The organism is Myroides sp. N17-2, from assembly GCF_002286775.1.
GTDB lineage: Bacteria > Bacteroidota > Bacteroidia > Flavobacteriales > Flavobacteriaceae > Flavobacterium.
In genome coordinates this window covers 228,813-254,709 of sequence record NZ_NSGJ01000001.1, presented here as the reverse complement: position 1 = coordinate 254,709, position 25,897 = coordinate 228,813, and the positions used below count along the sequence as shown (strand labels likewise).

25 protein-coding genes and 1 tRNA gene are annotated in these 25,897 nt (G+C 34.5%); 18 read left to right on the top strand and 8 right to left on the bottom strand.

Annotated elements, in window-relative coordinates; genetic code table 11:
• Nucleotides 1-2 precede the first annotated feature (2 nt).
• From ftsZ to CF599_RS01110, 14 genes are all read left to right on the top strand, one after another.
• The gene (gene ftsZ / locus CF599_RS01175; protein WP_121964234.1) at nt 3-2,060 is read left to right on the top strand and encodes a cell division protein FtsZ; all 2,058 of its coding nucleotides are present in this window, start codon (nt 3-5) and stop codon (nt 2,058-2,060) included.
• Between the two features lie 85 nt (nt 2,061-2,145).
• The gene (locus tag CF599_RS01170) at nt 2,146-2,598 is read left to right on the top strand and encodes a GatB/YqeY domain-containing protein (protein WP_121964211.1); all 453 of its coding nucleotides are present in this window, start codon (nt 2,146-2,148) and stop codon (nt 2,596-2,598) included.
• A gap of 10 nt (nt 2,599-2,608) precedes the next feature.
• Nucleotides 2,609-2,682 (top strand) — tRNA-Arg (locus tag CF599_RS01165).
• A gap of 721 nt (nt 2,683-3,403) precedes the next feature.
• Nucleotides 3,404-3,823 (top strand): CBS domain-containing protein, encoded by a 420-nt coding sequence (locus CF599_RS01160; RefSeq protein WP_121964210.1) that lies wholly within the window; start codon nt 3,404-3,406, stop codon nt 3,821-3,823.
• A gap of 222 nt (nt 3,824-4,045) precedes the next feature.
• Nucleotides 4,046-4,510, top strand: coding sequence for a GAF domain-containing protein (locus tag CF599_RS01155; protein ID WP_121964209.1), 465 nt, complete (start codon nt 4,046-4,048; stop codon nt 4,508-4,510).
• A gap of 186 nt (nt 4,511-4,696) precedes the next feature.
• Entirely contained in the window at nt 4,697-4,966 is a 270-nt protein-coding gene (rpsO, locus tag CF599_RS01150) for a 30S ribosomal protein S15 (protein ID WP_121964208.1), read from the top strand.
• Nucleotides 4,967-5,135: 169 nt separating this feature from the next.
• Complete coding sequence (locus CF599_RS01145) at nt 5,136-7,292, top strand: polyribonucleotide nucleotidyltransferase (protein ID WP_121964207.1); 2,157 nt, start codon at nt 5,136-5,138, stop codon at nt 7,290-7,292.
• 472 nt (nt 7,293-7,764) lie between these two features.
• Complete coding sequence (locus tag CF599_RS01140) at nt 7,765-9,150, top strand: NAD(P)-binding domain-containing protein (RefSeq protein ID WP_121964206.1); 1,386 nt, start codon at nt 7,765-7,767, stop codon at nt 9,148-9,150.
• 185 nt (nt 9,151-9,335) lie between these two features.
• Nucleotides 9,336-10,199, top strand: coding sequence for an RNA polymerase sigma factor RpoD/SigA (locus CF599_RS01135; protein ID WP_002987652.1), 864 nt, complete (start codon nt 9,336-9,338; stop codon nt 10,197-10,199).
• A gap of 69 nt (nt 10,200-10,268) precedes the next feature.
• The gene (locus CF599_RS01130) at nt 10,269-10,637 is read left to right on the top strand and encodes a hypothetical protein (protein WP_121964205.1); all 369 of its coding nucleotides are present in this window, start codon (nt 10,269-10,271) and stop codon (nt 10,635-10,637) included.
• 241 nt (nt 10,638-10,878) lie between these two features.
• Entirely contained in the window at nt 10,879-11,751 is an 873-nt protein-coding gene (locus CF599_RS01125) for an AraC family transcriptional regulator (protein WP_121964204.1), read from the top strand.
• A 99-nt stretch (nt 11,752-11,850) separates the two neighbouring features.
• Nucleotides 11,851-12,213, top strand: coding sequence for a hypothetical protein (locus tag CF599_RS01120; protein ID WP_143824781.1), 363 nt, complete (start codon nt 11,851-11,853; stop codon nt 12,211-12,213).
• Nucleotides 12,214-12,343: 130 nt separating this feature from the next.
• On the top strand, nt 12,344-13,144 hold the full coding sequence (locus CF599_RS01115; protein ID WP_121964202.1) for an MbnP family protein: 801 nt from the start codon (nt 12,344-12,346) through the stop codon (nt 13,142-13,144).
• 61 nt (nt 13,145-13,205) lie between these two features.
• Nucleotides 13,206-14,240 (top strand): cytochrome-c peroxidase, encoded by a 1,035-nt coding sequence (locus CF599_RS01110; protein ID WP_254050213.1) that lies wholly within the window; start codon nt 13,206-13,208, stop codon nt 14,238-14,240.
• Nucleotides 14,241-14,442: 202 nt separating this feature from the next.
• On the opposite strand, the gene lysS is transcribed toward CF599_RS01110, so the two are convergent.
• Nucleotides 14,443-16,143 carry a lysine--tRNA ligase gene (gene lysS / locus CF599_RS01105; RefSeq protein ID WP_121964200.1) on the bottom strand — a complete coding sequence of 567 codons (1,701 nt, stop codon included), beginning with the start codon at nt 16,141-16,143 and terminating at the stop codon, nt 14,443-14,445.
• A gap of 188 nt (nt 16,144-16,331) precedes the next feature.
• Between lysS and CF599_RS01100 the strand changes: the two genes are divergently transcribed.
• The 3 genes from CF599_RS01100 to rpe all read left to right on the top strand — a co-directional run bounded on the left by CF599_RS01100 (nt 16,332) and on the right by rpe (nt 17,957).
• Nucleotides 16,332-16,496, top strand: coding sequence for a YqaE/Pmp3 family membrane protein (locus CF599_RS01100; protein WP_121964199.1), 165 nt, complete (start codon nt 16,332-16,334; stop codon nt 16,494-16,496).
• Between the two features lie 11 nt (nt 16,497-16,507).
• The gene (gene lipB, locus CF599_RS01095) at nt 16,508-17,221 is read left to right on the top strand and encodes a lipoyl(octanoyl) transferase LipB (RefSeq protein ID WP_121964198.1); all 714 of its coding nucleotides are present in this window, start codon (nt 16,508-16,510) and stop codon (nt 17,219-17,221) included.
• Between the two features lie 73 nt (nt 17,222-17,294).
• Nucleotides 17,295-17,957: a ribulose-phosphate 3-epimerase gene (rpe, locus tag CF599_RS01090; RefSeq protein ID WP_121964197.1), complete on the top strand. Its 663-nt coding sequence runs from the start codon at nt 17,295-17,297 to the stop codon at nt 17,955-17,957.
• Between the two features lie 122 nt (nt 17,958-18,079).
• Here rpe and groL read toward each other — a convergent pair whose 3' ends face one another.
• The 7 genes from groL to miaB form a co-directional block, all read right to left on the bottom strand.
• Nucleotides 18,080-19,705: a chaperonin GroEL gene (gene groL / locus CF599_RS01085; RefSeq protein WP_121964196.1), complete on the bottom strand. Its 1,626-nt coding sequence runs from the start codon at nt 19,703-19,705 to the stop codon at nt 18,080-18,082.
• Nucleotides 19,706-19,789: 84 nt separating this feature from the next.
• Nucleotides 19,790-20,065, bottom strand: a complete 276-nt coding sequence (gene groES, locus CF599_RS01080; RefSeq protein WP_121964195.1) for a co-chaperone GroES — start codon at nt 20,063-20,065, stop codon at nt 19,790-19,792.
• Between the two features lie 150 nt (nt 20,066-20,215).
• On the bottom strand, nt 20,216-20,590 hold the full coding sequence (gene secG / locus CF599_RS01075) for a preprotein translocase subunit SecG (RefSeq protein WP_121964194.1): 375 nt from the start codon (nt 20,588-20,590) through the stop codon (nt 20,216-20,218).
• A 5-nt stretch (nt 20,591-20,595) separates the two neighbouring features.
• Nucleotides 20,596-21,735: a tetratricopeptide repeat protein gene (locus tag CF599_RS01070; protein ID WP_121964193.1), complete on the bottom strand. Its 1,140-nt coding sequence runs from the start codon at nt 21,733-21,735 to the stop codon at nt 20,596-20,598.
• Nucleotides 21,736-21,755: 20 nt separating this feature from the next.
• A complete protein-coding gene (locus tag CF599_RS01065; protein WP_121964192.1) occupies nt 21,756-22,259 on the bottom strand; it encodes an LptE family protein in 504 nt (167 codons plus the stop codon).
• A gap of 2 nt (nt 22,260-22,261) precedes the next feature.
• Nucleotides 22,262-23,551, bottom strand: coding sequence for a sigma-54-dependent Fis family transcriptional regulator (locus CF599_RS01060; protein ID WP_121964191.1), 1,290 nt, complete (start codon nt 23,549-23,551; stop codon nt 22,262-22,264).
• 23 nt (nt 23,552-23,574) lie between these two features.
• Nucleotides 23,575-25,023 carry a tRNA (N6-isopentenyl adenosine(37)-C2)-methylthiotransferase MiaB gene (gene miaB, locus CF599_RS01055; RefSeq protein ID WP_121964190.1) on the bottom strand — a complete coding sequence of 483 codons (1,449 nt, stop codon included), beginning with the start codon at nt 25,021-25,023 and terminating at the stop codon, nt 23,575-23,577.
• A gap of 307 nt (nt 25,024-25,330) precedes the next feature.
• Here miaB and CF599_RS01050 point away from each other — a divergent pair, with 307 nt between their 5' ends.
• A complete protein-coding gene (locus tag CF599_RS01050) occupies nt 25,331-25,897 on the top strand; it encodes a hypothetical protein (protein WP_121964189.1) in 567 nt (188 codons plus the stop codon).

Below are 25,897 nucleotides of genomic sequence, written 5' to 3'. Positions count from 1 at the left end.
ATATGGAGAATACAGATTTTGGAGGAATAAAGTTTGATTTACCTAAAAATCAATCAAACGTTATCAAAGTAATAGGTGTAGGGGGCGGTGGAAGTAACGCTATTAATCACATGTTCCAACAAGGGATAAAAGGTGTTGATTTTATAGTGTGTAATACTGACTCTCAAGCATTAGAAAATAGTGCAGTTCCTACTAAGATTCAGCTAGGTGTAAATCTTACTGAAGGACTAGGAGCAGGAGCTAATCCAGAAGTAGGCCAGCAGTCTGCTTTAGAAAGTATAGAGGAAATTGAGAAAATGCTTGATACAAATACTAAAATGGTATTTATCACAGCAGGTATGGGTGGTGGTACCGGAACAGGTGCTGCTCCAGTTATCGCTCAGTTATCTAAAGAACGTGATATCCTTACAGTAGGTATTGTGACTATTCCTTTCCAGTTTGAAGGAAAAGTTAGACAAGACCAAGCTTTAAAAGGTGTAGAGCGTTTGCGTAAGCAAGTTGATTCATTAGTTGTTATCAATAATAATAAGTTACGTGAAGTATATGGTAATTTAGGTTTCAAAGCCGGTTTCTCCAAAGCCGATGAAGTCTTATCTACTGCAGCGCGTGGGATAGCGGAAGTTATTACACACCACTATACTCAGAATATTGACTTAAAAGATGCTAAGACAGTATTATCTGATAGTGGTACAGCTATAATGGGATCTGCTACAGCTTCTGGTGAGACTAGAGCTAAGGCAGCTATTGTAGATGCATTAGATTCTCCATTGCTAAACGATAATAAGATTAGTGGTGCTAAGAATGTATTGTTGTTAATTGTTTCAGGTGTAAACGAAATCACAATCGATGAGATTGGTGAGATCAATGATCATATCCAGACTGAAGCAGGACATAATGCTAATATCATTATGGGGGTTGGTGAAGATGAGTCTTTAGGAGATGCTATCTCAGTAACTATTATTGCAACAGGTTTTAATATTGAACAACAAAAGAATATTGTTACTACTGGTGAACCAAATAGAATTATTCATGTATTAGAAGGTGATCAAAAAATCGAGCACAATCTATTACAAACTACGACTGTTGAATCTTTCGGATATTCTTCTCCAGATGAACCGTTATCAAAAGCATCTACAGTTATTACTTCTCCAGAAGAAGTAGTTGCTGAGACTGAAAAGATAACTGTACATCAATTAGAAGATTTTGATGACGAAGGGTATAATGAAGGAGATGATATGGATCCTATTGATGATGGTGGATTTTATATAAGCCCTACAGCTGAGACTACAGAGAAAGCTAGTGAAGCTAATGGATTAGATGTGTTTTTTGAGATTGTTACACCTGCAGAGGAAGTAAAAAAAAATACTAATATCTCAGAAGAACAGTTTTTAGCTAAAACTAAAGATATTCGCGATATTAATGTAGTTGATCCTGAGTTTGTTATTGCAAATGTTGCAAGACAGGTAGAAAATCAAGTTTCTCAGCATATACCAGTAAGTGCTCCTGTAGTATATCATCTGGAAGAGGAAGTAGTAGAGTCAAAAGCACAAGAAACATACGCTTATGAGACGAAAGTAGCTCATAATGTAAGCACACCTAAAGAAGAAGTGATTATGTTCTCTTTAGAGGATTATACAGATAAAGAGAGTGAATTAGCAGCAGCAAAACCAGTTAATAAACACCAAGATGCTATAGAGGATGAATTTAAGTTCTCTATTAAATCGGAGGAGATTACACCAGTAGTTGAAGCAACTGTTAGTACAATAGAAGAAGAAGACTTAGATGAAGTGAATCCTATTGAGATGAGCATCGAAGAGTTTACTTTAAAAAGTCGTGCTGCTGAACGTAGAAAGAAAATGAAAGAGTTTAATTACAAGTTCAACAATACGAATAGTCAATTGTCAGAATTAGAACGTGAGCCTGCATACAAAAGAAGTGGGGTTGATTTACGTGAAGCTGAGGATACGAATAATAAGTCTCGTATTTCTTTTGGATTAGACAGTAATAATGACGGTCAGTTGAGATCTAATAATTCATATTTACATGATAATGTAGATTAGTTATATTTTAACTAAAGATATAGAGCCCGAAAAACGTAGTTTTTCGGGCTTTTTTATATATTTGCAGAAAATAAAAATATTTGATATGAGTTTACAATCAAAGATAATGGATGCTATAAAAAATGCAATGAAAGCGAAGGATACAGTAGCTTTAGAAGCATTAAGAGCAGTAAAGTCTGAGTTATTACTAGCTCAAACTCAATCAGGAGCACAAACTGATCTTACTGAAGAGGAAGAGATTAAAATTCTTCAAAAATTAGTGAAGCAAAGAAAAGATAGTGCGAATATTTTTTCAGAGCAAGGTAGAAATGATTTAGCTGAACCAGAAATAGCTCAAGCTGCAATCATCGAACAATATTTGCCTGCACAATTATCAGAAGAAGAAGTTCAAAAAATAGTAGGTGAGATAATTAGTAATGGTGGTTTTAATGGCATGTCTTCTATGGGACAAGTGATGGGACTAGCATCTAAAGAATTAGCTGGTAAAGCTGATGGTAAAACAATCTCATCTGTAGTAAAGTCACTATTGTCTAAATAAGTGATTTATTGTCCGTGTAGTTCAACTGGATAGAATATCAGATTTCGGCTCTGAGGGTTGGGGGTTCGAACCCTCCCGCGGACGCAAAATATATGCGCTATTACCTTTTACTAGGTAGTAGCGTTTTTTGTTTTTAAGAACTTTACTTCTTTTGTTTTAAGAAGCAAAAGACAAAGAGTGCTTCCTGTCACTATATCCTTTAGTAGGATGTTTAAAAAACTGATATTGGGTAGAAGGAGAATAGCGGAAGAATACAATGAGTATTGTTGGGCAAAATCCTTGTTTACCCTACTATTGTCCTAGTATTGTCCTGGAAGTGTCCTAGGATCAAGCACTAACATTGGTATTCACTGGGATTAAGGGGTGTTTTATGTATACAGTGTTATTTGATTGTTTTTGGTAATCATCACTTTATCAGTTACTTGTGTTTTTTATGTCTAAAAAAAAAATATTTAAAAAAGTAGTTTGGAGATGTGTTAAGCTATCTAAAAGGAAGTATTTGTATGAAAAAGCATTATTTAGAGATGTTTAATTTTAAATTTTCTACTTGATATAAGTGTAAAACAGAAAAAATAATTTTAAAATTTGGAGACCATCACATACTAAAGGTGTTTTTTTTAGTGAATAAAAGTTTGTGAATTTATGTATTGTACTGAATCGTTTTGTATCTCTGAGTTTGAAAAGATTTTAGGGAATAATATTGCTGTATTTTATAGTAGAAAGAATAAAAATATAAAATCTGATAAATATCATATTTTTAGAAATAGTGATAGGGTACATTTGTACTAACAAAAAGAGTTATGATATGGGACAGAATGTTCAAGTTTCTAGTATTATGGCTTCAAAAATCGTCAAATTAAGTTTGACTGATTCTTTGGCAAATGCTGAAAAACTATTCAAAGAGTTTAATATTAAACATTTGCCTGTTGTGTCAGGAGGTAAGTTAGTCGGGATTTTAAGTTACACTGATTTAATTAGAATAAGTTTAGCAGAAACAGGGGGAGATAATGATGAAATTATTGATACCACTGTTTATAATATGTTCTCAATAGAACAAGTGATGATTAAAAATGTTGTGACGGTACAGGCAGAATGTACTATTAAGGAAGCAGCAGAAATAATTATCGCAAAAGGATTTAGATCATTACCTGTTATGGAGGGAGATTTGTTGGTAGGGATGCTTACTAGTACAGATTTGATAAAATACCTCATTAAACAGATATAATAAGGAATAAAAAAATTGCTATAAAAAAGATTAATTTTATTTTGTGGTTTGTGAGTTTGGCTACAAAATTACATATTGTTGTTTGAAAAAAGCATTAGGGGTGAGTTCTAATGCTTTTTTGTTTTTATACCTTTTTAGATTATGTACTTTGAATAATCTAGTTAAATATCTCTGATGTGTGTGTTGGATTATTATATTTGTTTTACTTTAAACATAACCAACATGAATGACACATATCAAAAACTTCTAATAGAGGTAAAAGAAATAGTTGGCTCTATTGAGCTTAGTAAAGATGAAAAATTAAAGAATATTTGTGTTCTTCTGAATGAAAAGATATCATACTATGACTGGGTTGGATTCTACTTCGCTGTTCCTGAGGAGAAAGTACTACATTTAGGTCCATACTCTGGTCCTGTGACTGATCATACTGTTATCCCTTTTGGGAAGGGGATCTGTGGACAGGTAGCTGTAAGTAATGAAACCTTTTTAGTAGATGATGTAACAGCTCAGGATAATTATATAGCATGTAGTATTACAGTCAAATCTGAAATAGTAGTTCCACTTTTTGTAAATGGAGTTAATATTGGACAAATAGACATTGATTCGAATACAATCAAGGCTTTTAATTCTGTCGATCAAATGTTCTTAGAGGCAGTAAATATTGAAGTGGCAAAATTATTTAATTAGTGAATTTATGTAAAAAGGTGTTAGTTTAGATATTAGATTTTGATAGTCAATTATATAGGCTTTATATTGTGATATTTAAAAAAGTGAAATATTTATAGTTGTATTTAGAAAAATAAATTTACCTTTGCCCTCGTAAAGACGGAGACACCGTATTTTATGCATAAAAATCATTAAATTAATATTTGCATGTATTTATCTAAAGAAAAGAAAGCTGAGATCTTCGCTAAACACGGAGGAAAAGCTGAAAACACTGGATCTGCTGAAGGACAAATCGCTTTGTTCACATTCAGAATTTCTCACTTAACTGAGCACTTAAAAAAGAATCGTCACGATTATAATACTGAGCGTTCATTAGTTCTTTTAGTTGGTAAAAGAAGAAGACTTCTTGACTACTTAAAGAATACTGAGATCAACAGATACCGTGAGATTATCAAAGAATTGAATATTAGAAAATAATCAATAGTAAAGAGGTGCCCTTGTGCGCCTCTTTTTCTTTTTAGCCTTTTTAGCAAAAAAAGTCTGGTTTTTCATTGGGTTTCATACAACTACACAACACACACAACACAACACACAATTATTAATGTCTCTCTTCGGAGAGACAGAAACCCTAAAGTATTAATTTATTATGATTCCTAAGGTAACTAAAGAAATTATCGATTTAGGAGATGGCCGTAGCATCTCTATCGAAACTGGAAAATTAGCGAAGCAAGCAGATGGATCTGTAGTTGTTCGTATGGGAGACTGTATGCTTTTAGCTACAGCTGTATCAGCGAGAACTGCAAACCCAGGTATTGACTTTCTTCCTTTAACTGTAGATTACAGAGAAAAATTTGCTGCTGCTGGACGTTTTCCAGGAGGCTTTTTTAAACGTGAGGCTCGTCCGAGTGATCAAGAGGTGTTAACAATGCGTTTAGTAGACCGTTGTTTACGTCCATTGTTCCCAGATGATTATCACGCTGAAACACAAGTTATGATTCAATTAATGTCTCATGACGAAAATGTAATGCCTGATGCATTAGCTGGTTTAGCTGCTTCTGCGGCTCTTGCTGTATCAGATATTCCATTCTATACTTCTATATCAGAAGTTAGAGTTGCTCGTGTAGACGGACAATTCATAATTAACCCTTCTAGAGCACAGTTAGATGTTTCTGATCTTGATATGATGATCGGAGCTTCTAAAGATTCTGTATGTATGGTAGAGGGTGAGATGAGAGAGATCTCTGAACAAGATATGATTGATGCAATTAAGTTTGCTCATGATGCTATTAAAGTACAAGTAGAAGCTCAAGAAAAAATGCGTGCTGCTTTAGGACTTACTTACCGTGAGTATGAACCAGAAGCTACTGATGCTGAAGTTGAGAAAATAGTTTATGATGCTGCTTATTCTAGATTATATGAAATAGCTTCTCATGCAAGTGGTAAAAGCGAGCGTGGTGAGAAATTCGCTGAAGTATATGAGGAAGTGAAAGCTTTGTTCTCTGAAGAAGATTTAGCTGAAAAAGCTGAACTAATCAGTACTTACTTTAAGAAAACTCAAAAAGTGGCTGTACGTAACCTTATTTTAGATCAAAATATTCGTCTTGATGGTCGTAAGACTACTGAGATTCGTCCTATTTGGAGTGAAGTAGATTACTTACCTTCTGTACATGGATCGTCTATCTTTACACGTGGAGAAACTCAAGCATTAGCAACGGTTACTTTAGGTACATCAAGAGATGCTAACATAATTGACTTGCCAAGTGAGCAAGGAGAGGATAGATTCTACTTACACTACAACTTCCCTCCATTCTCAACAGGTGAAGCAAGACCATTAAGAGGAACTTCTCGTAGAGAGGTAGGTCATGGTAACTTAGCACAACGTGCTTTGAAAAATATGATTCCTGCTGATTGTCCTTATACTATTCGTTTAGTATCTGAAGTATTAGAGTCTAACGGTTCGTCTTCTATGGCTACTGTTTGTGCTGGTACATTAGCATTAATGGACGCAGGTATCCAAATGGAGAAACCAGTTTCTGGTATTGCTATGGGATTAATCTCAGATTCAAAAACTGGACGTTGGGCTGTATTGTCTGATATCTTAGGGGATGAAGATCACTTAGGAGATATGGACTTTAAAGTTACTGGTACAAGAGATGGTATCACTGCATGTCAAATGGATATTAAAATCGATGGTTTAGCTTATGAAATCTTAGAGCAAGCTTTAAAACAAGCTCTTGATGGACGTTTGCATATCCTTGGATTATTAGAAGAAACTATCGCAGTTCCAAATGCTACAGTTAAACCTAAAGCTCCAAAAATTGTTACTGTTACAATTCCTAAAGAGTTCATCGGTGCTGTTATCGGACCTGGAGGTAAAAATATTCAAGCGCTTCAAGCTGAAACTGGAACTACTATCGTTATTAACGAAGAGGGAGATTTCGGTATTATTGAAATACTTGGTACTGATCCAGATGGTATGGCTAAAGCTATTGCTGCTATCGATAACACAACTTTCGCTCCTGTAGAGGGTGAGACTTACCATGTAAAAGTGGTTAAGATGCTTGACTTCGGTGCAGTTGTAGAATTCGTACCTGGTAAAGAGACATTACTTCACGTATCTGAGTTAGATTGGAAACGCATTGAGAACGTATCTGATGTGTTGAAAATGGGTGATTTACTTGATGTTAAATACATGGGTATTGATCCTAAAACAAAGAAAGCGAAAGTATCTCGTAAAGCTTTAATGCCTCGTCCTCCTAGAGAAGAGAAAAAAGACGACGCTCCAAAACAAGAAAATAAATAAGAGCAATCTTTTTATTATATAAGGACACCTGTGAAGGGTGTCCTTTTTTTTTGATCTAATTTATGTGATTAACAAGTACCCTCAGTTCTTGTTGAACTTATGAGTAGAGACTATTCTTCTTTATGGTATATCTTTATTTTAATCTGCTATTTGTTGTTATAATGCCACTTGCCTTATTTAGTTGTTTAGGATGTTTTTAGGTTAACTCATTAATTTTTATTATATTAGCTATTATGTTATAAGGAATGGCTCGCTTATTTATTACTAGCAGAGTGTTATCAGTTCTTATCCAATCTCAAGTAAGTTATACTTGATCTTATTTCAGCAATGAGTTTTGCTGTCTTTGTGTACCATTTTAAGTGGTGTATCTATTAATAGAGTATGTATATTATTCTATCTCGACTGAGTAATCAGTAAGAATCATTTTATTAATTTCTTCGTTTTTTAGCGAGGACAAAATCAGTGTGTAGTTATGTTAAATTTTAAAGTAGGAATTATTGGTGCTGGTCCGAGTGGATTAGCTATGTTACGTGCCTTTGAATCAGAACAAAAGAAAGGAAATCCTATTCCAGATATTAAGTGTTATGAAAAACAAGATAATTGGGGAGGAATGTGGAATTATACTTGGCGTACGGGAGTTGGTAAATATGGAGAACCACTTCATGGAAGTATGTACAAATATTTGTGGTCAAACGGTCCAAAGGAATGCTTAGAATTTGCTGATTATACTTTTATGGATCACTTTAAGCAACCTATATCATCATATCCCCCACGTGAGGTATTGTTTGATTATATAGAAGGACGTATTAAACAGAGTAAGGCAAGAGAGTTTATCAAGTTTAATACTGTTGCTAGGTGGGTAGATTATATAGAAGATAAGAAACAGTTTAGAGTTATTTTTGACGACTTAGTTAAGAATGAAACGTTTGAAGAGTTTTTTGATTATTTAGTTATTGGAACGGGGCATTTCTCGACACCTAATATGCCTTATTTTAAAGGGATAGATAGCTTCCCTGGAACAGTATTACATGCGCATGATTTTAGAGGAGCAGATCAGTTTAAGGACAAAGATATTTTATTAATCGGAAGTAGTTATTCGGCAGAGGATATCGGAGTGCAGTGTTTTAAACATGGAAGTAAATCTGTCACTATTTCTTATCGTACTATGCCTATAGGTGCCAAGTGGCCAAAGGGAATAGAAGAAAAACCTATTGTAACTCATTTTAAGGAAAATGTAGCTTATTTTAAGGATGGAACACATAAGGAATTTGATGCAGTAGTTTTATGTACAGGATACCAACATAAATTTCCTTTCTTACCTGACAATTTGCGCTTGAAAACCAAGAATAATTTATATCCAGATAATTTGTATAAGGGTGTTGTGTTTAATGAGAATGAACGTTTGTTATTTTTAGGAATGCAAGATCAATATTACACGTTTAATATGTTCGATACACAAGCTTGGTTTGCAAGAGACTATATGTTAGGACGTATAGCATTACCTACAAAAGAAGAGAGAAGCAAAGATATAGCAAAATGGGTTGACCTAGAGAAAACATCTGAGTCAGGAGAAGAGCATGTTGATTTTCAAACTGCTTATATTAAGGAATTAATGAATCTAACGGATTACCCTAGCTTTGATATTGACAAGGTGGCAGAGATGTTTAAGAGTTGGTTAATCGATAAGGAGACTAATATCTTAAATTACAGGGATAAAGTATATACTTCTGTGATGACCCAAGTTAGAGCTGAAGAGCATCATACTCCATGGATGAAAGAATTAGATGATAGTTTAGAGCGATACCTAGACGAGACAGAGGCGGATGAAGAAGAGTTGAGCAAGGTAAATTATTACTAATTAAAACGTTATAGTTTTTATAAATTATAGAAGTACTAGTTATATCTTAGTTTTTTGGTGTCTTTTTTGCATAGGAATACATAGGTTAAAAAATATTTTATAAATGTTTGTAACCTTTTAGTGATTGTTTACGTATAACATATGTGTGAGAAACACATCATAGCAAAAATAAGGATAGAAATAATATGAGACAACTTAAAATTACCAAGCAGGTAACTAATCGTGAGACGGCATCTCTAGATAAGTACTTGCAAGAAATTGGTAAAGTAGATTTAATTACTGCTGATGAAGAGGTTGAATTAGCGCAACGAATCAAAGCGGGTGACCAAAGAGCACTTGAGAAACTTACGAAAGCTAACTTGCGTTTCGTTGTATCAGTAGCTAAGCAGTATCAAAATCAAGGATTGACTTTACCGGATTTAATTAATGAGGGAAACTTAGGTCTAATCAAAGCAGCGCAACGTTTTGATGAAACTCGTGGTTTTAAATTCATTTCTTATGCGGTATGGTGGATTCGTCAATCTATTTTGTCTGCACTAGCAGAACAATCTCGTATCGTACGTTTACCGTTGAACAAGATTGGATCTATTAATAAAATTAATAAGATGTACGCTTTATTAGAACAATCTAATGAACGTCCACCTTCAGCAGAAGAGATCGCTGTAGAGTTAGATATGACTGTAAATGACGTTAAGGAGAGTATGAAAAACTCTGGACGTCACCTTTCGATGGATGCTCCATTAGTAGAGGGTGAGGATTCTAACTTATACGATGTACTTCGCTCAGGTGAATCACCAAACCCAGATAGAGAGTTAATTCACGAATCTCTTAGAACAGAAATCGAAAGAGCTTTAGAAACATTAACTCCTAGAGAAGCTGACGTAGTACGTCTATACTTCGGATTAGGTGATCAACATCCTATGACATTAGAAGAAATAGGAGAAACATTTGATCTTACAAGAGAGCGTGTAAGACAGATTAAAGAAAAAGCTATTCGCAGATTAAAGCATACATCTAGAAGTAAAATCTTAAAGACTTACTTAGGATAATAATTATAGAAAGCGTTACTATTTATAGTAACGCTTTTTTTATACCCTATTCAACTGTATATTTGTGATGTGAAAAAGTATTTATTTATCATAGTAACTTTATTAGTATTCAGACCAGTAGTACCTTTGGTAGACTACTTGCTTGACTATGAATATATATCTACAATACTGTGTGTAAATACTGATAAACCTGAGATGCACTGTAATGGACAGTGTTATCTAATGAAAGAATTGTCTAAAATAGCAAAGGAAGAACAACATAAAGATGGTGCAAAGAAAGTATGTAATATAGCTTTTGCATTAATGTATGTTGGGCAACTTCAGAGTTATGTGGCTAGTAGTGCTTCTGTGGCGCATTCTAATAAGATATTAGATCAATATAGTGATCTATATAGACAGTTACTTACTTATCGCGTTCTGCGTCCTCCTGTCGTTTAATTATCATTTATAGGATATTATTAGTACCACTTACTTTATGTATATGTGGTATATCTACTTATGTATAATATTATCTTAAACCTACAACTACCATTTACTGCGATAAATTATACTTTACATAGCTTCTATTAGCTCTAAAACTGCACTACAGTAGCTTTAATCACTAATTTTGCTCTGATTTGTACAATTCATTCTTGTTTAAATGTTATCTATAGATTTAAGGTATTAATTAAAGTTTCTTATGTCTAATAAGATTATAAAATCCTTTGGTATCAATTATTTTACGCAAGATCAGTCTTCCTTTGTCATTAATCATATTACTCATCTGAATGCAGATTACCCATTAGTGAAAGACAGTTTTAGAGCTAACTTTTACCTCGTTCTTGTGGTAACTAGAGGAGAGTATGTTGTTGGTATTAATGAATACGAGTATTCTGATTTAGGAGATAGTATTTATGTTATAAAACCTGGTGATATAGTACGCATGCGTTTTGGAAAGGATTGTAAAGGTACTTTTATTGGTTTTGAAGATTCATTCTTTTCACAGCGATACCATGAGAATGTATTGAAGTATTTTGACTTCTTTCAGTTGGATAGTATTCCACAACAGTTTATGACAAATGTAATAAGCGCAAAAATAAATATGCTGACAGATCTAATGCTTACAGAGTATGGTTCTGCACGAGTGTATCGCATTAAGGTACTGCGTTCTTATTTGAATATATTACTATGTGAGTTGCAGTACATGGAGGGAGTTACAGATGTTCTCCATATTGATTATAGCAAATCTTCATCTAACGACCGTATACTAGCGTTCTTAGATTTGATAGAATTGCACTTTAAGGATGCTAAGACGCCGTCATTTTATGCGGAGAAGTTATGTGTCACGCCTAATTATTTAAATAAACTATGTAAACAAGAGAGAGGAATAACTGCCGGTCAAGTAGTGCGCCAACGTATTATTATTGAGGCTAAACGGCTATTACAGTTTAGTTCTTTTAATATTAATGAGATAGCGAGGGAATTGAGTTTTGACAGCACTTCTTATTTTGTCACTTTCTTTAAAAAGCAGGAAGGAATTACTCCTGAAAGTTATAGAAAGTCATTTGCCTAGTTTAGTTATTTATGCTTTTTATTTTACGAAGAGTGATTATTAGTAGAATCAATCATTGTTTTGGTTATAGAGTTTTTTAGTCTTTAATATTTTTGTACTGTGAATAAATTATATATCATCATAGCGATTATTTTTATATTCCGCCCAGTTATGCCTGTGGTGGAGTATGTCGTTAATTATGATTATGTTGCTACAGTGCTATGTGAGAACGTTGATAAACCGGAGCTACAATGTAATGGTAAATGTCATGTTGCGCAAGAGCTAAAGCAAGTGTTAGAACACAAATCACCTATCAAGACAGAGAAAGTAGTAGTCGCGCTCGACTTTATTTCTACTTGTTTATATAGTTTAGGCAATGTTGATTTACCTGAACCTAGATTGCATGAAGGTATGTCATTATGGTATTCTAATATTTATTCTTATTTATTCAGTACAGTTGTACTTCAACCTCCCATTTTATAAGTTATTAGAGTAGGTAAAGCCTGCTTATTTTGTCTTAATAATAATGAGCTTTTAAGGCAATATGTTAGTCGTTCGAGAATATCGAACAGAGATAATATTGAATAATTTTAACTTATAAAAACGAATTACAATGAACAAATTTCTATCATATATCACACTGCTTTTAGCAACATCAATCACATTAACTTCTTGTAGTAGTGATGATAATAAAGGATCTGAAGAAGAATTAGTAGGAAAAAACACAGTGACATTAACTTTTGACCACAAGATGTTTGGGCAAGAGATGCAGTTTGGTACAGCATATAAGGCTAATGGGAATAACGAAGAGATTAACGCTGATTTCTTAAAGTATATCCTTAGTAATTTTCAATTAATTAATGACAAGGGAAAAGCGTTTACTTATCCTAAAGACAGTGGTTATTTCGTGATTGATTCAGAGACTAAAGATTATAAAGTAGTATTAAAAGATGTGCCTGCAGGTAGGTATGAAGCTATTAAGTTTGGAGTAGGAGTAGATCGTGAGAAGTTCTTAAAAGGACAAACTGATCAACAGGAGTTTTGGGATCTATGTAAGAAACACGATTTAACTTGGTCTTGGATTACAGGGTATAAGTTTATTAATTACCAAGGGGAATTTAAGAATGTAGATTTAACGAAGAGATTTTCTTTTCACATAGGAAGTCATGGTACAAGCCAAGATAATTATAGAGATACAACTATTAAAACAACAAATAAAATAGTTGTGAATGCTACTACAGCACCTAATGTGGTTATTAATGTAGAAGTATCAAAGATGCTTGATAGTACACATAAAATTATTTTGAAAGAGAAACCAATGATTATGGTGGACGCTGTAAATGCTCCTAAGATTATGGAAAATGCTATAACAATGTTTAGCATTGCAAAAGTTAATGCACAAAAAAGTTTATAATTTGATTAATCGTAGAGGGGAGTTAGTCAGCTTCTCTCTATTTTTTTAAATGTATCTGATTATGAAAAGAGTCGTATTAATAAGTATTTCTGTATTAGTTTTTGGATGCTCATCTGATGATAAGGCCTCTGATTTTACTGATGATGTAATTCAGTGGGTGAAACCAAGTAACTTCCCTGAGTTGGCTTATACATTTCAACACAATGAACTGAAGCACTCTCGTTTTGATTTAGGAAAGAAGTTGTTTCACGATGTGCGCTTGTCAGCTGATAATACGGTGTCTTGTGCGTCTTGTCACATAAAGGAACACGCATTCGCAGATACAGGTAAGGCATTCAGTATAGGGATAGATGGTTTATTAGGTAAGCGCAATGCTCCCGCTATACAGAATATGGTGTTTAATAAAGAGTACTTTTATGATGGAGCATCTAATAATTTAGAAATGGTACCGATTGTTCCTATTCACAATGAAATAGAGATGCGAGAAGAACTACCGACAATACTTAATAAGTTGCGTTTAGATGCCGAATACCAACAGTTGTTTAAGAAGGCTTATCAGGATGATAAAATGACTTCTACGAGCATGTTAAAGGCATTAGCGCAATATATGACGTTGCTGGTGTCAAGTAATTCTAAATATGATAAGTATATTCGAAAAGAAGAGGGGGGGAATCTAACTGATTTAGAGAAAAGAGGAATGCAGTTATTTAGACAAAACTGTGCTTCATGTCACAGCACTGACTTGTTTACAGATAATAGCTTTAGAAATAACGGAGTACCTGTCAATCTTGTGGTTAATGATAAAGGACGAGAAGAAGTATCCGGATTAGAAGAGGATAGATACAAGTTTAAGGTTAGTACAGTGCGAAATATAGCATTGACAGCTCCTTATATGCATGATGGTAGTTTGGTTACCTTAGAAGCTGTATTGGACTTTTATGCTTCAGGAATGAAAGATAGTCCTACACTTGATCCGTTATTTAGAAGGAAAGATGGAACAGTGGGAATACCAATGTCAGAGGAAGAAAAGAAAGCGATAATAGCCTTTCTACATACGCTTACGGATTATGAGTTTATTAATAACCCGAAGTTTTAAAGTATACCTCAAATCTGCAACTACCGATTACTACGAATTAATTCTACTTTACATAGCTTCGATTAGCTCTAAAACCACACTACAGTGTGCTTTAATCACTAACCTTACTCTGTTTTGTACAATTCATTCTCGTTTAAACGTTATCTGCAGATTTATGGGTATAAAAAAACGAGACTCATTGAGTCTCGTTTTTTATTATCTCTTAGTGTTGGTACACTACATATTTTAAGTCACCTTCTGTTTCTACTTTAGTTAAGTTATGAGAAGAAAGACCTTTCATTGCCTTATCCCATTTCTTACCACTTAAAGCAGCTTGTTCTTTTAGAGAACCAATCTCAACTTTGTTATCGTTGTTCTCTAATATCTGAATAATGATTTTCTCTTCATCTGTTAATTCTACTGAAGGAGCAGTCTTCTCTGGTCTCATTTGAGGGAAGAATAATACTTCTTGAATAGAAGGGTTGTTTGTTAAGAACATAATTAAACGGTCCATACCGATACCTAATCCTGATGTAGGAGGCATACCATACTCTAAAGCACGTAAGAAATCTTGGTCGATAAACATCGCTTCATCATCTCCACGGTCTCCTAAAGCCATTTGAGATTCAAAACGCTCTCTTTGGTCAATAGGGTCATTCAACTCAGAATATGCATTAGCAATCTCTTTACCACAAACCATTAATTCAAAACGCTCTGTTAGCTCAGGGTTATCTCTATGTAGTTTGGTTAATGGAGACATTTCTTTTGGATAGTCAGTAATGAAAGTAGGTTGGATATAGTTCCCCTCACATTTCTCTCCGAATATCTCGTCGATAAGTTTTCCTTTACCCATTGTTTCATCTACAGGAATACCCATACCTAAAGCAGCTACACGTATTTCTTCCTCTGTTTTACCAGTGATATCAAATCCTGTGAACTCTTTAATAGAGTCTGCCATAGTGATGCGCTTATAAGGAGCTTTGAAGTTAATCTCATGTTCTCCAAAAGTAGCATTAGTTGTACCATTAACAGCGATAGCACAGTGCTCTAATAGGCGTTCTGTGAAATCCATCATCCAGTTGTAATCTTTATAAGCTACATAGATTTCCATAGCTGTAAACTCTGGATTATGTGTTCTGTCCATTCCTTCGTTACGGAAGTTTTTAGAGAACTCATACACTCCGTCAAAACCACCAACGATAAGACGTTTTAAGTACAATTCATTAGCAATTCTCAAGTATAATGGAATATCTAAAGCATTGTGGTGTGTGATAAACGGACGAGCAGATGCTCCACCTGGGATAGACTGTAATACAGGAGTCTCTACTTCCATATATCCTGACTCGTTAAAGAAGTTACGCATTGCAGTAAACAACTTCGTACGTTTGATGAATATTTCTTTGTTGATTGGGTTAACCACTAAATCAACATAACGCATTCTGTAACGTAATTCTGGATCTGTAAAAGCATCAAACGTATTTCCTTCAGCATCTGTCTTAGGCAATGGAAGTGGGCGTAATGCTTTACTTAATAACTGTAAACCTTTTACACGTACTGTTTTTTCTCCTACTTGCGTAGTGAATAACTCTCCTTCTATACCTACGATATCTCCTAAGTCAATAAGTTTTTTGTAGATTTCATTGTATAATGTTTTATCCTCGTCTGGACAAAGCTCATCTCTGTTGATGTATAACTGAATCTTACCTTCGCTATCTTGGATAGTAGCGAAAGAAGCTTTTCCTTGTATTCTTGAAGACATTAATCTACCCGCAACGACAACCTTCTTACCTTCTTCGAAGTCGTTCTTTATCTGCTTCGACGTGTGGTCTACTGGAAATAGATTAGCAGGATAAGGATTCACACCAAGCTCTTGTAACTTGCTCAGTTTTTCTCTTCTGATGATTTCTTGTTCTGAAAGTTGCATAATAACTGTAAATTAATTTAAATGCAAATATAGTTAATCTTTGAAAATGCGACAATTACTATTTCTGATAAAACGACTTAATTTGCAATACTTTGTCTTAAAAGTGAATACGCACTATCATTTTAACTGTATAATAGGAGAGTTCAACGAAAAAATGTCGAAATTTGTATCATACAAAATATTTAGTCATGAGTTTAGGACGTGTACTTTTATCTATTATTTTACCGCCTTTAGCTGTATTAGATAAGGGCTGTGGATCTATATTGATTGTTTTTATCTTAACGTTATGTGGATGGGTACCTGGAGTGATTGCTGCATTAGTAATCCTTAACAATCCTAAATATAACAAATAACCAACATCACAATGAACAAACAAGTAAAGCTTATTGATTTAGGCGAGAAAGATTATAAAGATACTTGGGACTACCAAGAACAAATATTTCAATCTATTCTTGATGTTAAGATCAGAAATAGAAGAGAAGAACGAACAGATGCTACAGATAATTACTTTTTATTTGTGGAGCACCCTCATGTCTATACATTAGGTAAAAGTGGTGATGCACATAATATGCTTTTAAATGATGAACAATTAAAAGCAAAAGGGGCTACGTTCTATAAGATTAATAGAGGAGGAGATATCACTTATCACGGGCCTGGACAGGTAGTAGGATATCCTATCATTGATTTAGAGAACTTCTTTACGGATATACATAAGTATTTACGTCTTTTAGAAGAGACCATTATTTTAGTTCTACAAGATTATGGTGTAGAATCTAGTAGAAGTGAAGGAGAAACTGGAGTATGGCTAGGTGCTGGAACGCCATTTGCACGTAAGATCTGTGCGATGGGAGTTAGAGCTTCTAGATGGGTGACGATGCACGGTTTTGCTTTTAATGTAAATTCAGATTTAGGATACTTTGACAATATCATCCCTTGTGGAATACGAGGAAAGGGAGTTACTTCTCTGAATGTAGAGCTAGGAGTAGAGTATGTAGATGAGGATGAAGTAAGAGAGAAGATTATCAAGTATTTTTCTGAATTGTTTGAAGCACAAGTAATAAGACAAGAGTCTTTATAGACTATATTATATTACCCAATAGCCATGGCTGTTGGGTATTTTTTTTACCTTTGTACAAACACAACTCAATTATATGAAAAACACGATTATAGCACCGTCAGTATTGGCAGCAGACTTCGCTAATCTTCAGAGAGATATCGAAATGGTGAATAATAGCCAAGCAGACTGGTTCCATATTGATATTATGGATGGAGTATTCGTACCAAATATTTCTTTTGGTATGCCAGTATTAGCAGCGATTAATAAACATGCTAAGAAGACACTTGATGTGCATTTAATGATAGTAGATCCTGATCGTTATATCAAAACATTTAAAGACTTAGGAGCAGATATCCTTACTGTACATTATGAAGCATGTACACATCTGCACCGTACAGTTCAAGCGATTAAAGCAGAAGGAATGAAAGCGGGTGTAGCACTTAATCCTCATACTCCTGTAAGTGTATTAGAAGACATAATTCAAGATCTAGATTTAGTACTTATCATGAGTGTGAACCCTGGTTTTGGTGGTCAAAGCTTTATTGAGAATACCTATGATAAAGTACGCAAACTGAAAGCAATGATTAATGCTAAAGGTGCTAATGTAATGATAGAGATAGATGGTGGAGTGAATAATAAGAATGCTAAAGCCCTTGTAGATGCAGGAGTCGATGCATTAGTAGCGGGTAACTTTGTATTCAGTGCAGCTGATCCTATCGCAACTATCGCTGACTTAAAAGAAATCACTTCGAAGTAATAATATAAAAAAGGCTTAGAGTAGTAACTCTAGGCCTTTTTTATATTATTACTGGTAAAGTAAAAATAAGGGAGTACCACTATAAGTGATACTCCCTCTAATATTGAAATAAAGATTTGGTATTACATCATACCTGGCATACCACCACCCATAGGCATAGCAGCGCTATCATCTTTAATGTCTACTAATGCACATTCAGTGATTAAGATCATACCAGCTACAGAAGCAGCATTCTCTAATGCAACTCTTGTTACTTTCTTAGGATCGATAACACCTGCTTGAAGCATATCTACATACTCATTTGATTTAGCATTGTATCCGAAGTTGGCAGTACCTTCTGATACTTTAGCTACAACAACAGAACCTTCAAGACCTGCATTCTCTACGATAGTTCTTAGAGGAGATTCTACAGCTTTAGCGATGATAGAGATACCAGTCTCCTCATCAGCATTATCAGCTTTGATGTCTACTAGAGCGTTTTTAGCTCTTAATAAAGCAACACCTCCACCAGCTACGATACCTTCTTCTACAGCAGCTCTTGTTGCGTGAAGTGCATCATCTACGCGGTCTTTTTTCTCTTTCATCTCTACTTCAGAAGGAGCACCTACGTATAATACAGCTACACCACCAGCTAACTTAGCTAAACGTTCTTGTAACTTCTCTCTGTCATAGTCAGAAGTAGTAGTTTCCATTTGCGCTTTAATCTGGTTGATTCTATTTTTGATCATATCTACATCACCATCACCACTTACGATAGTAGTGTTGTCTTTGTCGATGTTAACTCTCTTACAAGTACCTAACATATCTAATGTAGTATTCTCTAATGTGTATCCTTGCTCTTCAGAGATAACTACACCACCTGTAAGGATAGCGATATCTTCTAACATAGCTTTTCTTCTATCACCAAAACCTGGAGCTTTAACAGCAGCGATTTTTAACGCTCCTCTTAATTTGTTCACTACTAATGTAGATAACGCTTCTCCATCAACGTCTTCAGCGATGATTAATAGAGGTTTACCAGACTGAGCGATTGGCTCTAATACAGGTAAAAGCTCTTTTAATGAAGAAACTTTCTTGTCATATAATAGGATGTATGGAGTGTCTAATTCAACTTCCATCTTCTCAGAGTTAGTTACAAAGTAAGGTGATAAATATCCTCTGTCAAATTGCATACCTTCTACTACGTCAACGTAAGTCTCAGTTCCTTTAGCTTCTTCTACAGTGATTACTCCTTCTTTACCTACTTTCTCAAATGCTTGAGCGATTAACTCACCGATGAAATCATCATTATTAGCAGAGATAGAAGCGATTTGTTTAATCTTATCCATAGAACCACCTACTTCTTGAGATTGTTTTCTCAAGTCTTCTACGATGATTTCTACAGCTTTATCTATACCGCGTTTTAAATCCATTGGATTAGCACCAGCAGCTACGTTTTTAAGTCCTTCTTTTACGATAGCTTGAGCTAATACAGTAGCAGTAGTAGTACCGTCACCAGCTAAGTCATTCGTTTTAGAAGCTACTTCTTTCACCATCTGAGCACCCATGTTCTCTAATGTATTCTCTAACTCAACTTCTTTAGCTACAGATACACCGTCTTTAGTCACAGTAGGAGCACCGAATGATTTACCGATGATTACGTTTCTACCTTTAGGTCCTAATGTTACTTTAACTGCATTTGCTAAAGCGTCAACTCCGCGTTTTAAACCTTCGCGTGCTTCAATGTCGAATTTAATATCTTTTGCCATTTTGTTCTTTTGGATTTTGTTATTATTGATTCAATTCTTAAACCAAGAATTGCTTTATACTATTTGGCTAACGCTGATTCTAAGTTAAACGATTGCTAGAATATCGTCTTCTCTCATGATTAAGTAATCTGTACCGTCTAATTTTAAGTCAGTACCTGCATATTTACCATATAATACAGTATCTCCTACTTTTACAGTCATGTCGTGATCTTTAGTACCATTTCCTACAGCTACTACAGTTCCTCTTTGTGGTTTCTCTTTTGCTGTATCAGGAATGAATAGACCTGAAGCAGTTTTAGTTTCAGCTGGTAATGGTTCAATAAGAACTCTATCTGCAAGTGGTTTAATATTTACTGCCATAGTTTTATAGTTTATGAAATTGAATTATTATTTTTAATTATTATAGATAATGAATTGTCATAAAGTGTGCCAAAGCAAAAAAGTGACAATATAGACAAAAAAAAATGCCAGCTTGACAGCCGGCATTTCGTGTATTTGTTAAAGCTAAACTTATTCAGCTTGATTTTGAGTTTCTTCAGTTGGAGTTGTTGTCTCCGTTGTTGTCACAGGAGCATCTTGTTTTGCAGGTACTTCTGTTGGTAATGGTTGAACTGGTACTGCGTTTGGATCTAATAATTTAGAATCTCCTGCAGCTCCACCATTGAAACTAGTAGATGATAATAGAATTAATACGATTAATGCTGCACCTAATGTCCAAGTACTTTTATCTAAGAAATCATTTGTGTTTTTAACCCCTCCTGCTACTGTAGATCCACCGAAAGATGAGTCTAAACCTCCACCTTTAGGATTCTGTACCATAATTACTACGATAAGTAAAAAACATACAATTGCGATTAAGATTAAAAATATTGTAAATGTGTTCATGGTGATTAACTATTATGTTGTTGTAACGCTTTTATATCTGATATTTGGTCTGCAAAGAAACTACTTTTTTCTGGATATTTCAAAATTAATATTTCATATGCTTGTATCGCTTTCTGATATTTCTTTTGCTCCAAGTAAATTTTAGCTAAAGTCTCTGTCATTAAACTACTGTTCTCTTGCACTGAAGTGTCGATGTTTACTGGGATTACAGTGGGTTTCTTAGTAGGAACTATCTTTGGATTTGTTTCTATAAATTTATCTATTAATTCTATTTTTTTTTGTTTTTCAATATCTGCATTTTGCTCAGATTCTGTTAAAATAGAATCATTTTCTCTGTCTATAGGCTTAATCTTAGATAATTGTAGCCACTCAGCGAAAGACATTTTCTCTTTATCATCGAAGTTTAAAGGAGCTCCTATCTCTAGTTTCTCTTCTAATAAGGTTATTTCGACCTTTGTCTGTTCCGCATCTTCACTTACAGAAGTAGTCGTATTGTCTTGAGTTATAGCTGTAGGTGTATCAGATACTTCTTCTTTAATAGGCGGATATAACTGTTGATTCTCGTGTATTGTTATAGATTGTAAAAGACTTTTAATAGCAGTTGAAGTTAGTTTTGGTTCAGCAATTTCCTTTTTAGGATCTTCTTCTAGCTCTATTTCTTCTACTAATACTTCTTTTTCTATGACTATAGGCTCCTCTATAATAACCTCTTCTACTGTAGTGTTGTCTATCGTACTAGATTCTTCTATTACTATATTATCTTCTTGTAAATGTGCGAAACTTGATGGCTCTAACGGTATATTCTCATTAGTAGTTATTTGAGTTTCTGTAGTAATTATTTCTTCTAATGCTACTTCTTTAGAGACTACTATTTCTTCAGTCTTAATCTGTAAAGGTTGATAAGTAATAAAGTCTGGTGAGATAATAAAATCAAACAGAATATCTCTATCAAGTGTATGTGCAGCAGTAGTCTTTAACTCTTGGTTATAGACATAACTTTTGTTTGCATATAAGCTTTTTAGATAAAGACTTCTCACAGACTGAAAGTACGGATACTGGTCTATAATAGCCTTTAGCTGAGTGCTCTCATCTCCTTTTATAAGCTGAGGTTGGCGAAGTAATATGTCTAATTCGTTTAGAGTCAAGTTGATTTGTTTTTAAATAATTACCATTTAGCAAGAGATTCATTGAATACATCTTGTGTGATGCGCTCATAGATAGTCTCAATAGCTGTATTAAGACTAGCTCCCATTAATTGTGTATTCGCATCGTAGTCATAGTAAAATGAAAATCTCTTCTCGAAGTCTTCATCAGGTTTTTTCTTATTAAAGAACCTTACGTTTACTGCGACATACAGTCTGTTTTGAGCAGCTCTTTGATCAGCTGTAGCTGTCATTGGGCTAATACGGTACTCTACTATTTCTCCTTCGTAGATTAAATCTGCATCTGTATTCGTAAGACTTAAACTAGTTTGGTTTTGAATCAAATCTTGTAGACTAGTAGTAAACGTTCTTTCAATACCTGGCTCTACTAATGGAGCATTGTTTTGAAATGAATTAACCTGAAAAGAGTCTGCATTAATTTTACCTGTTCCTGTAAAGTTATAATATTTACAGCTATTAAAAAATAGTGCTATAAATAATACTGCAAATAAATGTTTGATTCTCATAACTATAAGTCGTATTGTTTTATCTTTCTATACAGTGTTCTCTCTGATATATTTAATTCTTTAGCAGCCGCTTTACGCTTACCACTGTGTCTTTCTAATGCTCGCTTAATAAGCTTGATCTCTTGATTCTCTAAATTTAGAGGTTCATCATCTACTGTCTCTGCTTCAAGATATGTAGAAGTATCTTCATCATCATCTACTGTATCATGGAACATGAGGTTATTAGCTGTAGATAAATGACTTTCCATTTGGATAATATCAAGATCAGCTGTTGGTGGAGTCATTAATTCAGGTAATTCAGCTTTCTTCGTACCATAGATTTTTTGAATCAAGGTCTTGTTAGATTCTGACACAGTACCTTTGTCATGTTGTAATAGTTCTAATGTCAGTTTCTTTAGATCTGTTAGATCACTTTTCATATCAAACAATACTTTGTATAGTATCTCTCGTTCAGTGCTAAAATCCGAATCAGACTTAGGTGTGTTTATCACAGACGGCAGTTGTCTATCGTGATTAGGCAAGTATCCTTGTAATATAGATAAAGAAATCTCTCTATTTGTTTCTAATACAGATATCTGTTCAGCGACATTGCGCAGTTGACGGATATTACCATACCAACTATATCGCATTAGATAAGATGCTGCATCTGGCTCTAGCTTGATCGGTGGCATCTTATATTTATGTGAAAAGTCAGAAGCAAACTTTCTAAACAGTAAGTGGATATCTTCACCACGTTCTCTAAGAGGGGGTAATAGTATCTCTACTGTGCTTAGTCTGTAGTATAAATCTTCTCTAAATTTACCTTTATTAATCGCATCTACCATATTGACATTAGTAGCTGCGATGATGCGGATATCTGTCTTCTGAACTTTAGAAGAACCAACTTTAATAAACTCTCCGTTTTCTAATACACGTAATAATCTTACCTGTGTAGTTAATGGAAGTTCACCTACTTCATCTAAGAAGATAGTTCCTCCGTCAGCTTCTTCGAAGTAACCTTCACGGGTACCTATAGCACCCGTAAAAGCTCCTTTTTCGTGTCCGAATAGTTCACTATCTATCGTCCCTTCTGGAATAGCACCACAGTTAACAGCGATAAACTTACCGTGTTTGCGATGTGATAGTGAATGTATGATTTTAGGAATACTTTCTTTACCTACACCACTCTCTCCAGTGACTAATACTGATATATCAGTAGGAGCTACCTGTATAGCTTTCTCTAATGCGCGATTTAGTTTCACGTCATTACCGATAATCTCGAAGCGTTGTTTTATAACTTGAAGGTTTTCCATTTTTTTATTTTAAATATTGCTATTTACTCTTGCATAGAAGAGTATCCTACAGGCTTACCAATAAGTGTAGCTGATGTACAGTCAGTGATTTCTACCATGACGAAGTCACCTACTTTATAATTTTCTTTAGGGAAAATAACAGTAGTGTTCTGAGAGTTACGCCCAGACCATTCTTCTTCATTACGCTTAGAGGTTTTTTCTATTAGTACCTCTACTGTTAGACCTAAGAAACGTTCCATACGTTCAAGACCGATAGCACGTTGTACATCTATAATCTCACTTAGACGACGTTTTTTAACTTCTTCTGGTACATCATCCTCTAATTTACGAGCAGCTAGTGTACCTGGTCTCTCTGAGTAAGCGAACATATAACCGAAGTCATATCTTACGTGCTCTATAAGAGATAATGTATCTTGGTGATCCTCTTCTGTCTCCGTAGGGAAACCAGTGATGATATCCTGTGATAACGAAATATCTGGAATTAGTTCATAAATCTTATCTACTAATGCGATATATTCTTCTCTAGTATGCTGACGATTCATCTCTTGTAAGATACGTGTACTTCCAGACTGTACTGGTAAGTGGATGTAGTTACAGATATTGTCGTGCTTAGCTACCATCTCGATCACTTCGATATGCATATCTTGTGGATTAGATGTAGAGAAACGGAATCTCATCTTAGGGAACATAGTAGCACATTGATCTAATAGCTGAGCGAAGTCCACTGCAGTTGCTTTTTGCATCTCAGTAGCTTTCTCGAAGTCTTTCTTAAGACCTCCACCGAACCATACAAAGCTATCTACGTTCTGACCTAATAAAGTTACCTCTTTAAATCCGCGTTCTTTTAAATCTCTAATCTCTTCAATGATACTCTGTGGATCACGACTACGTTCACGACCTCTAGTGAATGGTACTACACAGAATGTACACATATTATCACATCCTCTAGTAATAGATACGAATGCCGTTACCCCATTACTCTGAAGACGTACAGGAGAGATATCACCATAAGTCTCGTCTTTAGACAAGATTACATTAATAGCATCTCTACCTTCTTCTACATCTTTCAGTAAGTTAGGAAGATCTTTATATGCATCTGGACCAACTACCATGTCCACGATTTTTTCCTCTTCTAAGAATTTAGCTTTTAAACGCTCAGCCATACATCCAAGAACTCCAACTTTCATCCCAGGATTCTTAGTCTTCATTTGGTTGTACTGAGTAAGGCGTTTACGCACAGTTTGTTCTGCTTTATCTCTGATCGAACATGTATTTACTAATACTAAATCAGCCTCTTCTAGTTTATCAGTTGTATTATATCCTTCGTTAGATAGGATAGAAGCTACAATCTCACTGTCAGAGAAATTCATTTGACAACCGTAGCTCTCGATGAATAGCTTCTTCTTGTTGTCTTGCTTTTGTTCTAATTGTAAGCTTGTACCTTGTTTATTTTCGTCAATTACCTTTTCCATAAGATACTTAAGGGTGTTTTACTTTAAGCTACAAAGATACTTTTTTTTCACTAACTGACAAGATGACAGCGAGTAAAAAGTAGGTGGTATTTTGTTGTTAGTTATCAGCGTAAAGGAATCTGTAATTAGTGAATTTTGTTAATAATATAGAAAGTAAAAGGTGTAGTATTCTTTGAATTGTGATATTGTTTATTTGCGATATATGTTGTTAATTTATACTGCTATTTGTTAAAATGATTTTACGTAATTTGATATTGTTGGCTATCTATCGCCACAATTTATTAGTGAATAATAATTTATATCTGAAATGGAAGAGAATAAAAGTTTTAAAGTAGATTATCTATTTTATAAAAGCACCGTTATTGGAATTTTAGGGTTAATAGTTGGCGTGATGCTAGTTACACTGTTGTACATAATAGGGGTGTGCGAGTATATTTTAGATGATATGGATTTAGGGGATTACTATAATTGGGTATTGATGTTGTTTTTATTGCCATATTTGGTAGTTGTTTTTTTGCTAGCTAGTAAGTGGTTGTTTCCGCAGATTAAGTTAAAACAGGTCGTAGCAGGGGATCAAACGATCTCTTTTTATAGAGTCGATAAAGTATTAAGTATGCGCTATGAAGACGTGACTAAAGTGGACGTGGCAGTGGATAAGTATGAAGGCGGGGATGCTATAATGAGGGTATCTACTTACTATTTTTATACGACTAAAGGTAATTATAGCTTAGTGATGGATTATAGCAAAGAAAAAACGATGTTATCAGACGAATTTCATCAAGTCATTAGAGCTAGACTGCGTATGGAGGAGTACAGTGTGAAACAGAATGGAGGTACTAATAAGTTCGTAAGGACATATAAGTTAAAATCATAG